Origin of the sequence: Nocardia beijingensis NBRC 16342, assembly GCF_001612785.1 — a bacterium.
Classification (GTDB): Bacteria; Actinomycetota; Actinomycetes; order Mycobacteriales; family Mycobacteriaceae; genus Nocardia; species Nocardia beijingensis.
The window spans coordinates 50957-66510 of the sequence record NZ_BDBC01000032.1; the positions used below are offsets into that span (position 1 = coordinate 50957).

The window sequence follows — 15554 nt, forward strand, 5'->3', positions numbered from 1 at the left end:
ATGTCGGATGATGGGTATGACCTACGGGTCTTGCTGACGCGGGCACTCCGCCGGATTCAGGAGTTGGAGGCGCGGCCGCAGCGCGAGCCGATCGCCATCGTGGGGATGGGCTGCCGCTTTCCCGGCGGCGCGGAATCCCCGCAGCAGTACTGGGATCTGCTGACCTCGGGTCGCGACGCCATCGTCGATGCGCCGGAAAGCCGTTGGCCTGTAGCGGATTCGGCGCCCCGACGGGCACGGCGGCGAGCCGGGTTGCTGGCCGGTCCGATCGATGCGATGGACGCGGAGTTCTTCGGGATCGCGCCGCGCGAAGCGGCGTCGATGGATCCGCAACAGCGGCTGGTACTCGAAGTCGCCTGGGCCGCAATGGAAGATGCCGCTCTGGTTCCTGGCAGTCCGGCCGCGGCCCGCACCGGGGTGTTCCTCGGCGTCAGCTGGCAGGAATACCAGCGCACGATCACCCCCGACTGGGTGAGTTCGGTGGACGCGCACACGCTCACCGGGACGATGTCGAGCATCGTGGCCGGACGGGTGTCCTACGTACTCGGATTGCGCGGGCCCGCGGTGGCGATCGACACGGCGTGCTCGTCGTCGCTGGTGGCCGTGCATCAGGCGTGCCGCAGTCTGCTTTCGGGGGAGTGCGACGTCGCGTTGGCGGGCGGAGTGAACTTGCTGCAATCCGAGCTGACCTCGGAGGCGCTGGCTCGGATGGGGGCGCTCTCTCCGGACGGGCGCTGCCGCCCGTTCGACGCGCGCGCGAACGGGTATGTGCGTGGCGAGGGCGCGGGTGTCGTTGTGTTGAAGACGCTTTCGCGGGCGATCGCCGATGGCGACGAGATCAGAGCGCTCGTCCGAGGCTCGAGCGTGAACCACGACGGTCGTTCCATGGGGCTGACCGCGCCGAATCCGACGGCACAGCGCGAATTGCTGCGCGCCGCGCTGGCCGACGCCGGGTGCGCCGCCGACCGGATCGGCTACGTCGAGACGCACGGCACCGGCACGCCGCTGGGCGATCCGATCGAGATCGAGGCGTTGTCGCAGGTGCTCGGCGCGCCACGGGCCGATGGGTCGGCGTGCCAGCTGGGTTCGGTGAAGTCGCAGATCGGGCACCTGGAAGCGGCCGCGGGCGTCGCCGGGCTGATCAAGGTGGTGCTGCAACTGCAGCACGAACGCATTCCGCGTCAGCACGACTTCGCCACCATGAACCCGAAGATCAAGCTGGACGGCACGGCGCTGGCGGTGCCGACCGGCGATCTCGCCTGGCCGCGCACGCGGCAGCCGCGATTGGCGGGGGTGAGTTCGTTCGGTTTCGCGGGCACCAACGCGCACGTCGTGCTGGAGCAGGCGCCCGAGCCTGCGGCGCGTGCTGATCCGAACGGGCCTGTGTTACTGGCGATTTCGGCCCGCACCCCGTCAGCCCTCGATACGCTGGCCGTCCGCTATGCCGAGCAGTTGGGCAGGCAGGAGGTGCCGCTCGCCGATGTGGCCGCCACCGCGGCGCTGGGACGCACGCACTTCGCGCATCGGCGAGTGGTGGTGGCCGGCACGGCCGAAGAGGCGGCGCGCGAACTCGTGGCCTCTCCAGGCCGGACGATCGAACCAGAGCCTGGTGCGCCGCGGGTGGCGATGCTCTTCACCGGGCAAGGCGCGCAGTACGCCGGGATGGGTGCGGCGCTGGACGGCAAGTATCCGGCTTTCCGCGCGGCGCTCGACCGCTGTGACGAGTTGCTGGGACCGCTTCCCGGCGGGATGCGTCTGCGGTCGGCGCTCTTCGCCGCGGACGACGATGTGCTGGCTCGCACCGAGTACGCGCAACCAGCCCTGTTCGCGCTCGAATGGGCATGCGCCGAGTTGTGGTCGGCGTTCGGCGTCCGCCCCGACGTCGTGCTGGGGCACAGCCTCGGTGAACTGGTCGCGGCGACCGTCGCTGGGGTGTTCGACCTGGACACCGGCTTGCGTCTGGCCGCGGAACGGGGCCGGTTGATGCAGGCGGTGGCGCAGCGAGGAGCGATGGCGGCGGTGTTCGCCGCGCCCGTGGAGTTCGAAGATCTGCTGGACGAGCTCGCGGCGAGTGTGTCGGTGGCCGCCGTCAACAGCCCCGGCCAGTTCGTGGTGTCCGGAGCGGTGGACGGGGTGGGCCGGGTTCTGCGGGCTGCCGAGGAACGGTCGATCCGTGCGGTGCGGCTGCCCGGGACCACGGCCTTCCATTCGCCCATGCTGGATCCGATGCTGGACGACTTCGAGACCACGGTCGCCGCGTTGGCGCCCGTCCCGCGCGCGGCGGCGATTCCGCTGATCTCCAACGTGACCGGCGCGCTGGTCGACGGCCCCATGGATGCCGCGTACTGGCGTGCGCACGCCCGCGGCACCGTTCGTTTCGCCGAGGGCGTGCGCGCCGCCGCCGAGTCGGGCGTGGACGTCTACCTCGAGGTGGGGCCGCATCCGGTGCTGCTGGACTTCGGGCGGCACACCGATCCCGACGCCCTGTGGGTACCGAGTATGCGCCGGACGTCCACCGACGACGAAGTGCTGTTGACCGGCCTCGGCGAGCTGTATCGCGCGGGCGCCGAAATCGACTGGGCCGCGGTGTTTCCCGCTGACGCGCGCAGGCGCAACGGCCTGCCCACCTACCCCTTCGAACGAGAGCGGGTGTCTGTGCCGATCGGAAGCGCGTCGTCGAGCACCGGATACCTCACCGAGCATCGGTTCCGCGACCGCGCGGTGGTGCCCGCGGCGGAACTCGCGCTGCGCGCGTTGCGTGCGGCCGGAGGCGCGGGCCACGAACTGATCGATTTCGTCGCCGCGCGACCGGTGCCGCTGGAGGAATTGACCGAGCCGCTGGTGACCGACGCGGGCGACCGCACCGAGGTGCGGTTCCACGTCGAGAACGGCAGTGTCCCCGCGGTGTCCGCCGCGGTCCGGACCGCCTCGACTCGGCCGCGCGATGCCGGTGAACTGGCCGCGGCACGACGGGTGATGTCGACCGAGGAAGATGTCGAGGATTTCTACCGCCGCTGCGCGGACGCGGGATTGACCTTCGGCCCGCGATTCCGTTGGATCACGCGGTTGTGGTCCGGCGAGCACGCGATGCTCGCGGAACTGCGGCGTCCCTCGGGACTGGCCGACGAACCCGACGCTTGGCTGCCGTGTCTGCTCGATGCCGCGATCCAGACCGGTCTGGCGCTGGTGTCCGGAAACGGTGACGCGGCTCGACTGCCGGTAGGTATCGGCAGTCTGCGTTTGTCCGGTCAGGACGCAGGTGAAACGGCGTGGGTGCGGGCCGAGTTCATCGACCGCACGGTTCGTCTCACGATCTTCGATACCGCGGGCACGGTCGTCTGCGATATCGACAACGTATGGTTCGCCGAGTCCGGTTCTTCCGGGCAGTCGCAGGATCGGTATCGCATGTCCGGCCACACCCACCGCCCGGTCTGGGAGCCCGCCGTGGGTTCGCCCAGTGAACGGGCGGATGCCGCCGCGTTGGTGATCGGGGTCGGGCACCAGGCAGAGCGACTCGCCGCCGCCTTGCGCGCCGCGGGTATCGACGCGGTGGCCGTGGAGCGTGCTGTCGATCCGGCGGTGTGGCCCGGCGACGAACGGGCGGTGATCTACCTCGCCGATGCCGAGGCCGACGACAGCGCCGAAACGGCCCGGGTGGAAACGCGATTCGCCCTCGCCGTGGTGCAGCACATGGTCCGGACGGTGTCCGACGCACCGCTGTATGTCGTGACCATGGGGGCGACCGCGGCGCTGCCCGGGGAACCCGTGCGCCCGGCTGCCGCGACTCTGTGGGGACTGGGCGCGGTCGTGCGCACCGAACTGCCCGAACTGCGCTGTCGTCTGATCGATCTGCCCGGAGACGCCCGATGTGACGACCACCGGCTGGTAAACGAAATCCGCTCCGAAGCGGAGGATTCCGTGATCGCTCTGCGCGGACGTCACCGCTACACGATGCGGATGCGGCCCTCCGACGAAGTGAGCGGGCCGGCCGAGCTGGATCGTGACGGTGCGTATCTGATCACCGGCGGGCGCGGAGCCTTGGGATCGACCGCCGCTCGGACGCTGGCCGAGGCCGGTGCGGGCACCATCGTGCTGGCCGGTCGCAGCGGACCCACCCCGCGAGACGAGCGGGAAACAGCGCGGATCGCCGCACTGGGGGCGCGAGTCGAGACCGTGGTGGTCGATGTCGAAGACCGGAACGCGGTGAAAGACCTGATCGGCCGCTTCGGCGCGGAGCTGCCGAGGCTGGCCGGGATCGTGCACTGCGCGGGTGTGCTGGACGACGCCCTGTTGTTCGAACAGACCGCAGGTCACATCGACCGGGTGTTCGCGGGGAAGGTCGCGGGCGCGTGGCACCTGCACGAGCTGACCGCGGGGCGGCCGCTGGACCTGTTCGTGCTGTTCTCCTCGGTCAGCGCCCTGGTGGGCACCGCCGGACAAGGCAACTACGCCGCGGCGAACGCGTATCTCGACGCCCTCGCCCACCTGCGCGCCGCCCGGGGACTGCCCGCCGTGAGTATCGCGTGGGGGCCGTGGGCGGGCACCGGCATGGCCAAAGGGCTCAGCGACGCCGCCCGCCGGGCGTGGGAACGCCACGGTGTCGGCGAACTGGATGCCGAGGACGGCGCCCGCGCGCTGCGCTCGCTGCTGTCGGCGGAGGGAGTCGTCGCTGTTTTTCCCGCCGTTACGGCGGAGCGGGACTCGGTCGAAGGACAGGAACCGGGCGATCCGGCGGAGCTGCTGGAACTGGTACGCACCCATGCCGCGGCCACGCTCGGCCGCGCGGCCGACGTTCCCGATCGCACGCCGCTGCGGGAACTCGGGCTGGATTCGATGATGGCGGTCGAATTGCGCAACGCGCTCTCCGCGGAGCTGGGGGTGCGGCTGCCTGCGACCCTGCTGTTCGATCATCCGACGGTCGCCGCGGTGTCGGAGGAGATCGCCCGGCTCGGCGCCATACCCGCCCCCGGACGCGCGACAGCGAAACAGGCCGACATGCGATCGACCCCGCGCGTCTCCGAGCAACTCACCTCCCCGGTGTACCCGACGGAACTCCCGGTTACACCTACTACGCCGAACGTGTCACAGCTCACATCGCGTGAATCCGAAGCTGCCGCCGACGATTACGCCGACGCGATCGCGATCGTCGGCATGGGCTGCCGCTACCCGGGAGGGGTGCGGGGGCCCGCCGATCTGTGGCGTGTACTGGCCACCGAGACCGACGCGGTGACCGAGGTGCCACCGCACCGCTGGGACGTGGAGGCCTTCTACGATCCGAACCCCGATGCCGACGGCAAGACCTACACCCGCTGGGGCGGTTTCGTCGATGGGGTCGAGGATTTCGATGCCGGATTCTTCGACATCTCCGTCGGCGAGGCGCGGATGCTGGACCCACAACAGCGGCTGCTGCTCGAAACCGCCTGGGAAGCATTGGAACACGCCGGCTATCCGGCGAGCCGGCTGGAGGGCAGCCGGACCGGGGTCTTCGTCGGCGTGATGTCCAACGACTACGCCGAACGGATGGCGCGGGCCGATGTCGCGCCCGATGCCTGGTTCGGCACCGGCAACCTCTCCAGCGTCGCCTCCGGTCGGCTGTCGTATTTCCTCGGCGCGCAGGGGCCGAGCCTCACCATCGACACTGCGTGCTCGTCGTCGCTGGTCACCGTGCACACGGCGGTGCGAAGCCTGCGCAGCGGCGAATGCGACCTGGCGCTGGCCGGTGGCGCCACCGTGGTGCTGACGCCCTCGCTCGACATCTACTTCGCGCGGGCGCGCGGCCTGGCCGCCGACGGCCGCTGCAAGAGTTTCGACGCGCGTGCCGACGGCGTGGTCTGGAGCGACGGCGCGGGAATGCTCGTGCTCAAGCGGCTGGCGGACGCGCGGCGCGACGGCGATCGGATATTGGGGCTGGTGCGCGGGTCCGCGGTCAACTCCGACGGCCGCAGCCAGGGATTGAGCGCACCCAACGGTCCGGCGCAGGAACGGGTCATCCGCGCGGCGCTGGCGGACGCGGCGGTCGAGGCGCAGGACATCGATTACGTCGAGACGCACGGCACCGGCACGGCACTCGGTGATCCCATCGAAGTGAACGCGCTGGCCGCGGCGCTGGGGCAGGGCCGCACCGAGACGACGCCGCTGTGGATCGGGTCGGTGAAGTCTAATCTCGGCCACACCCAGGCGGCGGCGGGCATCGCGAACATCATCAAGGTGATCGAGTCGATGCGGCACGAGCGCATCCCCGCCTCGCTGCATTTCCGTTCGGGCAATCCGCACATCGACTGGGACTCGGTCGCGATCCGCGTGGTGGCCGAGGAGCGGCCGTGGCGGCGTTCGCACCGGCCACGGCGGGCGGGGGTGAGCGCGTTCGGGATCAGCGGGACGAACGCGCACGTGGTGATCGAAGAGCCGCCGCAGGTGTCGGGGGCCGGTTCTGGTGACGATGCCGGGCCGCATCTGCTGGTTCTGTCGGCGAAGAGCGCCGATGCGCTGCGCGAACTGGCTGGTCGCTATAGGGATCTCTTGGTCGCCCGCCCCGAGACCGCGTTGGTGGATCTGTGCGCGAGCGCCGCGGTGGGCCGCACGCACTTCGCCGAGCGGGTGGCGATCTGCTTCGACACCGCCGCGCAGCTGCGCGCCGAGCTCGAGAACATCGCCTCCGGCGTCACCGCGAGCAAGTCGGTCGTCGAGATCTCGAACGGGTCGATCGACCTGGCTCGACGGTATGTCGACGGCGCCGAGATCGATTGGGCTGCGGTCTATGCCGATCACCGATGGCGTCATGTCGATTTGCCGACGTACCCGTTCCAGCGCAAACGGCACTGGCTGGACCTGACGCCGCGCCCGGACGTCGCACGCTCCTCGCGGACCTTACGGGTCACCGCCGAGATGTTCGCCGGGCATCGCCTGCGTGGCGTGCCGACGGCGCCCGCGGCGTGGCTGTGCACTCAGCTGAACGAGATCGCCACTCGACTGCCCGGGACATGGGAGGTCACGAGGCTGCGGCTGGTCACGCCGCTGGAGGTCACCGCCGAAGCGGCGGTGCGGGCCGTTGTCGAGCCCGGCCCGGAGGGCCACGATGTGCGCTTCGTCCGAGCCGACGACGCCGCGACGGTGTGCGCGCAGGCGACACTTATTCCTGCGCAAGCGGTTTCGGTGCCGTCCCAGGAGGCCGTGACCGCTGAGTCCGAGGCCCGCATGTGGCCCGCCTACTACGACGCTCTCGCCCGGCTCGGCTTGGACTTGGGCCACGACTATCGCTGCGGCCTCGAGTTCCGGCCGATCAGCGACACCGAGGCGGAGGCGGTGTTCCGGCTGCCCGGGGACGCCACAGCGCTCGATCCGGTGCTGCTCGACGCCTGTCTGCACAGCATCGTGGTGACGGCTACGGGGGGAGGGAAGTTGTTCCTGCCCTCCGAGATAGAGCGTGTTCGGTTCTTCGGCAACCCCACAGCCGGGGAAGCGACCGTGCGGTGCCGGGTACGCGTGACCGAGCGGGGAACGCGGGTGATCGTCGGCGACGCCACGCTGTACTCGGAGTCGGGGCGACCGCTCGTCGGCATGCAGGGCGTGAGCCTCCTGGCCGCGAACTTCGACGTTGCGCCCGAACCCGCGATCGCCGAGCCGGACGCGAGCGGAATCGCCCGTCTGCTGCATCACGTGGAATGGGTTCCCGCCGAGGGTGGCGTGCTCGAGCCGGCGGGTCGCTGGCTGATCGTGGGCGATGGGCCGGTCGGTGACGCCGTCGCGGCCGGACTGGCCGCGCGGGGCGCGGAACTCGTGGTTGTTCATCCCGAGGACGGGCCCGCTGCCGAGCTGTTCTCGTCTGCCGATGCGGCGCAGACGTTCCGCGGCATCGTGTTCGCGTGGACTGCGGCCTCCGCCCGGGCTCGCATCGAAGCCGCCTTGCGGTTGACGCGCGCTCTGGACTCGGCAACGCACAGACCGGAAGCACTGTGGTTGCTGACGGCGAACGCCCAGCGCGCAACCCCGGCCGACCGGCCGGACCCCGATCAAGCTCTGCTGTGGGGTTTCGGTCGCACGCTGGCCACCGAGCATCCCGAGCTCAGGACCCGATTGCTGGATCTGCCCGCCGCAGCCGGCGTGGAGGGCGCGCAGATCGCCGAAGGGTTGCTCAGTGACCGCGCCGCACGGGAATTCGCCCTCCGCGACGGCCGTTGGCTGACCGCGCGTCTCGCCGACGGTCTCGCATCCGCCGACGAATACCGGTTGGTGGCGCACCGTTCCGGCGATTTCGCGCGGATGCGGTTGGAGCCCACCGTCCGGCGCCCACCGGCGGCCGGGGAGGTCGAGATCGCCGTCGCCGCCACGGGTATCAACGCCGACGACCTCTGGAAGGCTTCGGGGATCCATCCGGATGGCGCCGGGTCGCTGGGTTCGGAGTGCGCGGGCCGGATCACCGCGGTCGGTGCGGGCGTCGAGCAGTTCACGGTCGGTGACCGCGTCGTCGCCTTGGCGGGTGACAGTTTCGCCCATCACGTGACGGTGGAGCAGGGCATGGTGGCCCTGCTACCGGAGACTTTGTCCTACGCCGACGGCGCGACCGTGCCGCACGCCTTCACCGCCGCCTGGTCCGCGCTGTTCGATGTCGGCGGTCTGCGCCCAGGGCACCGGGTGCTCGTGCACGGCCCGGCCGACGGCATCGGTGTGGCCGCGGTCCAATTGGCCGTACACGCCGGAGCGCAGGTGTACGCGACCGCCGCGCTGTGTCGCTGGGCGCGCGACGCCGGACTGCCGCTCACCCAGATCCAGACCTGGCGTGGCCATGATCTGGGCGACCGAATCCGGGCGGTGACCGCAGGGCACGGACTGGATGTCGTCGTGCAGACCGCCGGGGACGGCTTCGCCGCTCGCGCTCGCGGAATCCTGCACGCGGGGGGCCGTCTGGTCGAGGTCATCGATCCGGTGCAGAACGGAACCGGGCATCGGATCGAGGAAGTGGACCATCGGATCTTCGATCCGTCCGCCCTCGCCCCGAGCCGGTTGGGCGCGATCCTGCACAGGGTGATGGCGCTGTTCGAGCAGCGTGCCTTGACCGCGCTGCCACACGCGGCATACGGAATCGATCGTGCCGCCGAGGCGTTCCGCGCCATGTCGCAACGCGATCATCCCGGCCGCGTCGTCCTGCTCGGCAAAGACACCGCGGTCACCGCGTCCGGCGACCGGTTGCCCGACGGCACCTACCTGGTGACGGGAGGTTTCGGCGGGCTCGGCGCCGAGGCCGCACGCTGGCTCGCCGATCGCGGAGCCCGCCATCTGGTGCTGGTGGGCAGGCGCGCGCCGGATTCGGCGGGGGAGCGGTTGCTGGCGTCGCTGCGCGCCACCGGCGCTCAGGTGACGGCGCGGCAGGCGGATGTCGGTGACCGTGCGGCCGTCGCGGCACTGCTTCAGGGGATCGCGGAACCCGGACTTCCGCCGCTGCGCGGCGTGATCCACTGCGCGGGCGTGCTCGACGACGGCGTGGTCAGCGAGCAGAACTGGTCGCGCTTCGAGACCGTGCTCGGCCCCAAATATCTCGCGGCCCGGCACTTGGACGAACTCACCCGCGACCAGCCGCTGGAGCTGTTCGTCACCTACTCGTCCGTTGCGGGCGTGCTCGGCACTCCCGGACAGGCGAACTACGCCGCGGCCAACGCGGCATTGGACGCGCTGGCCTGGCGGCGGCGTGCCGAAGGACTGCCCGCGCTGAGCATCGGGTGGGGGCCGTTCGCCGATGTGGGCATGGCCGCCGACCGGCCCGACGTCACCGCGCGCCTCGTGCGGCGCGGGCTGCCTCCGCTGCGCGCGCGTGACGCGGCGGCGGTGCTGGAGCACCTCGTTCAGCACGACTGCGCCGCGCCTGGCGTCTTCGAATTCGTGCCGGAGCGGTGGTACGTGCAGCGCACGCCGCAGGTCGCACCGGCGCCGAGTCGACCGGAGACCACCGCGGCATCGCGGACGCGGCAGGCGTCCGACGATCTCGCCGCCTGGGAGGCGCTCGTCCAGCGCGTGGCGATGCGGGTGCTCGATCGCGCGGGAGAACTCGATCCGGAACTGCCGCTGCACGATACGGGCGTCGACTCCCTGACGGGGATGGAGCTGCGGGCCGCGCTCGCCGCCGAGGCCGGAATGCCGTTGCCTGCCGGGCTCGTCTTCGACTATCCGACCGTGCGCGAGATGGCGCGGTTCCTGCACCGCAAAGGCGCACCTGCTGCTACCGGCGGCGTGAGCGGCATCGCCGACGACGTGCCCTCCCGCCCGGCTGACAGCAATCTGGCGGCAGCGGAGGTGGTCTCGTTCGCGGCGGACGCGCCTTCGGGCGCGACCGACATGTCGCCGGTTGTCACTGACGCGCCCTTCCTCGCGGCAGGTATGCCCGCGGCTGCTGCTGACGTGCCTTTCGTCGGAGCAGAAGTGTCCGCGGCTGCTGCTGACGTGCCTTTCGTCAGGGCAGACGCGTCTGCGGGTGCCGCTGGCGTGCCTTTCTTCGCGGCAGGTATGTCCGCGGTCGCCACCGGCGTGGCCTCGGTCGCGTCCGCACCGCGGTCACCGCAGTTGCCGGTCGAGGCTCCGCTGGACCGGACGGTTCCGGCCGGCATCGACGCCGAGAGCGACCAGCCCGACGACGATCCGATCGTCATCGTCGGCATGAGCTGCCGTTTCCCCGGCGGGGTGCGCACACCGGAGGACTTCTGGGAACTGCTGTGGCAGGGGCGTGACGCGATCACCGAGGTGCCGCCGCAGCGCTGGGACATCGACGCCTACTACGACCCCGACCCGGCGGCGCTCGGCGCGATGTACACCCGGTGGGGCGGCTTCGTCGACGGCGCCGACGAGTTCGACCCCGCGTTCTTCGGGATCGGCGCGGCGGAGGCGCGCGCGATGGATCCGCAGCAACGCCTGTTGCTCGAGACCAGCTGGGAGGCGCTGGAGCGCTCCGGCCGCGCACCCGGCACGCTGGCGGGCAGCCGCACCGGAGTGTTCATCGGACTGTGCTTCAGCGAGTATCCGGCGACGCCGACCCGAGCCGCCGATCCGACCGCGATCGGCGCCTACTCGGTGATCGGTTCGGCGCCGAGCGTCGCGGCCGGGCGCTTGGCCTACGTTCTCGGGCTGCAAGGCCCGGCGATGACGTTGGACACGGCCTGCTCCTCGTCACTGGTGGCGTTGCAGGCGGCCGCGGACGGGCTGCGCGCGGGCCGTTGCGATCTGGCGCTGGTGGGCGGGGTGAACCTGCAACTGGCTCCGGAGACGACGATCGGTTTCTGCCGTCTGGCCTCGCTGTCGCCCGACGGACGTTCGCGAGCGTTCGACGCCGACGCCAACGGCTACGTCCGTGCCGACGGCTGCGGTGTGCTGGTGCTGACGCGGTTGTCGCGGGCCCGGCGCAACGGCGATCAGGTGCTGGCGATCGTGCGCGGCGTCGCGGTGAATCACGACGGACGATCCAACGGCCTGACCGCGCCCAACGGCCCCGCCCAGCAGCGCGTCATCACCGACGCGCTGGAGCGGGCGGGTTTGCGGCCGGACGCCGTGGACTACGTCGAGGCACACGGCACCGGCACTCCGCTCGGCGACCCGATCGAGGCCACCGCGCTGGCCGAGGTGTACGGGGCGGGCCGCACGCAGCCGCTGCTCATCGGGTCGGTCAAGACCAATATCGGGCACACCGAGGCCGCCGCGGGTGTCGCCGGGGTCATCAAAGCCGTGCTCATGTTGCAGCACCGGCGAATCCCGCCGAGCCTGCATTTCCACACGCCGAATCCGCTGATCGACTGGGCTGCGATGCCGGTGGAAGTGGTGGGCGAGGCGAGGGACTGGCCGCGCACCGGGCACGAACCGGCGATCGGGGTCAGCTCCTTCGGCATGAGCGGCACGAACGCGCACGTCATCCTGACGCCGGGTGATCCGGCGCCCGCGCCGCGACCGGAGGCACCGACCGCTCAGGTGCTCGTCCTGTCCGCACGTGACGAGATCGCCCTCGCCGACCTCGCGGGGCGCTGGGCGGACGAAATGAATTCCGCGCAGCGGTCTTTGGGTGATCTGGCCTTCACGGCCGCGACCGCGCGGACCCATTTCGAAGAACGACTCGCGGTGGTCGCCGACAGCGGCGCCGCCGCGGCGCGGGAGCTGCGTGCGTCGAGCGCGATCCGGGGCCGGGTGGAGCGCACGGCGCGCCCGAAGGTGGCGCTGCTGTTCACCGGGCAGGGGTCGCAGTACCCGGGCATGGCACGGGAATTGTTCGACTCCGAGCCGGTCTTCCGTGACGCGCTGCGGCGCTGCGACGCGGTGCTCGGTCCGATCGCGGACGGTATCGGGCTGGTCGAGGCCGTCTACGGCGATCACGGGCCGGAGTTGCTGCGCCGTACGGTGTTCACCCAGCCGGTGTTGTTCGCCGTCGAGTGGGCGCTGTGGGAGCTGTGGCGGGCGTGGGGAATCGTCCCGGCGGCGGTGCTCGGCCACAGCGTCGGGGAATTCGTCGCGGCTTGTGCCGCGGGCGCGATGAGCATGGAGGACGCCCTGCGGCTCGTGGCCGTGCGAGGTCGTCTGATGCAGCGCCTCCCGGACGGTGGCGGGATGATGGCGGTCGACGCCGCGGCCGAGCAGGTCTCCCCGTTGGTCGCACGGTTCGAGCCCGGGGTGTCGATCGCCGGATACAACGGACCGGCGCAGGTGGTGGTCGCCGGACCGCGAGCGGTACTCGATCTGCTGCGCGAGCAGTTGTCGGCAGACGGCATACGGTCGGCCGATCTCACTGTCTCGCATGCCTTCCATTCGGCGGCGATGGATCCGATTCTCGACGACCTCGCCGCGGCGGCGTCCCGGGCGACGATGACCGATCCCGCGATTGCGTTGTTCTCGAATCTCACCGGTGCTCCGCTGCGTCCGGGCGAGTTCGGCCCGCAGTACGTGGCCCGTCACGCACGTCAGCCGGTGCGGTTCGCGCAGGGCCTGCGGGCGATGGCCGAGCTGGGCATCGACCGATTCCTCGAGATCGGGCCGCATCCGACGTTGTCCGCGCTCGGCGGGCGAGCGCTGGGCGACTCGGCGCGGTTCGTCGCGTCGCTGCGTCGCGGCGGCGGTGATCGCGAGAGGATGATGACGGCGCTCGGTCACCTGTATGTCGCGGGCGTGCCGGTGGACTGGGAGCAGGTGCATCGGCCGCACGAACGTCGGCATGTCCTGGCTCCGACGTATCCTTTCCAGCGGCAACGGTATTGGGTCGCCTCGCGATCGGAATCGGCTCTTGCGGCGCCGAGCGGCACTGCCGCCCGGCACCCCGATTTTCCGAGACGCTCCAACGGCGCCTTCGAGTCCCGCGCCGCATCGATGCCCGGCGCCGCCTTCACGCCAGCGGCCGCCAGCCAAGGCATTCCGCACCTTCAGGCCGACGCCGCGCGCTCGACAGTGTCGATGCTTCCGGGTGACCCACTACCGAATCTCGGTGCGGTGCCCGCGCCGGTCGACGCGGAAGCCGCAACATACCCAAGTTCCCCGGCGCAAGGCGGAAATGGAACGGCAGACCGTCCCGCAACGCGCGATTCCGAATACCCGTCGGCCGCGGCATCGCGAGCGGCGGGGAAGAGATCGGCCGCGTTGCCCGCTGCGGGTGACGGCCAGGCGCCGGAACGGCTGCTGAATGCGGAATCACGCGGCGGCAAGAGCTGTTTCGACTTGACGCTCGGGCCCGACTCGCCGCGCTATCTGGGTGATCATGTGGTGCACGGGGCTGTCGTCGTGCCGGGCGCCTGGTTCGTCGCCACGATTGCCGATACCGCTCGCGGACTGGTCGCCGGTGACGTCGTCACGATCGATGACCTCGTGATCACCAACGGTCTGCCGCTCAGCGGCCCGCAGTCGGTGCGAATCGTTTTCGAGCCGGCCACGGACGGGCTGGCGGTTCAGGTCGTGACGGAAACCATGGGCGTCCACGCGCGAGCCCATGTCCGTAGCGGTAGGCCCCAGGTTCCGGACGGCTCCGGCCTGGCGGAGATTCTCGACCGCTGCCCGCAACACCTCGCCGCATCCGAGTTCTACCAACGGCTGGCCCGCGCGGGTCTGCCGTACGGACCGGCGTTCCGCCGTGTCGTCGACCTGCGTGTGGGGCAGCACGAGGCGTTGGCCACGTTGTCGGATCCCGGCACCGATGCCGTCGGGGTGCATCCGGTGCTGCTGGACGCGGCGTTCCAAGCCACCTATGCGGCGATGTCGCCGCGGAGCGACGAGCAGACGTGGGTGCCGTTCGCGGTGGACCAGGTGTTGGTCGCGGCCGCGGGCACCGTTCGATTCGGCCATGTGCGCGTGCTCGAGCAGACGCCGCAGCTGTGTGTCGCGGATGTTCGTCTGCTCGATGAGGAGGGTTCCCCGGTGCTGGTCGCGAACGGATTGCGCGTGATACCCGCGCCGACGCCGCAGTCGTCCGCCCCGGAGTCGGTCGCGGATACCTACCGCGTCGAGTGGCGGGAGACCGGTGCGGCGGCACCGACCTCGGCGTCCGGACGCTGGCTGATCATCGGTGCGCACGGAAGCCTCGCCGACGACCTCGCGGGGGTGTTGCGGGCGCGCGGCGGGGAATGCGTACTCGCCAGGCCCGGAGCCGGTTTCAGCTTCCGCGCCGAAGACGAGTTCGAGGTCGACCTCGGCGTGCCCGCGGCGGTGCGCGCGTTGCTCGGCGCGGTGGACGACGGTCGCGCACCGCTGCGCGGGATCGTCTCGGCGGTCGCGCTGTCGGATTCGGACGTGCCCGCGCCTGTAGCGGCGGAACGACTGGTGGTGGGTGCGCTGCATCTCGTGCAGGCCGCCGCGCTGGCCGGGGAACCGGCGGTGTGGCTGCTCACCCGTCACGGTCAGCGGGTCGATCCTGCCGATCGGGTGGCGCCGCAGCAGTCGGCGCTGTGGGGTTTCGCCCGCGGCGCGCAGTTGGAGCATCGCGAAATGGGGTGCCGCATAGTCGATCTCGACAATGACACCGATGCCGGTGCCGTGGTCGATGCGCTCGTGACGCCCGCGGCGGCGCGGCAGCTCGCGCTGCGTCGTGGGCGTCGTCAGGTGCCGCGCCTGGTGCCGCTGACCGGCCTGCCGAACGACCCTACGGCCGCGTCCGGCGCTGCTGGGACGGTGCTGATCACCGGTGGCCTCGGTGGGGTGGGCTTGCGGCTGGCGCGCTGGTTCGTCGACCGCGGTTGGCGGGACGTGGTGCTGGCCGGGAGATCCGCGCCCGACGCGCGAGCGGAGTCCGTCATCGCCGGATTGCGGGGGCGCGGCGCACGGATCGAGGTCCGGTCGCTGGACATCGCCGACCGGACCGCCGTGGCGGCGACGCTGGATTGGATCGACCGGCAGCTTCCGCCGCTGGCGGGAGTGGCGCACCTGGCCGGGGTGCTCGACGACGGCGTGATCGCCGAGCAGACGGCCGCCCGGGTCGGGCGGGTGTTGGCGCCGAAGACGTTCGGGGCATGGCATCTGCACGAGTTGACGGCGGGTCGGTCCTTGCGTTTCTTCCTGCTGTTCTCCTCGGCCGCGGCGGTGGTGGGCCTGCCCGGTCAGGCCGGTTACGC

1 protein-coding gene (cut by a window edge) is annotated in these 15554 nt (G+C 71.0%); it reads left to right on the forward strand.

The window, feature by feature from the left end; genetic code table 11:
- Positions 1-15554, forward strand: the 5' portion of a protein-coding gene (locus NB3_RS35180) for a type I polyketide synthase (protein ID WP_169810715.1). The gene runs 6448 nt beyond the window's last position; 15554 of the gene's 22002 nt are visible here — the first part of the coding sequence; it begins with the start codon at positions 1-3; its stop codon lies beyond the right edge, outside the window.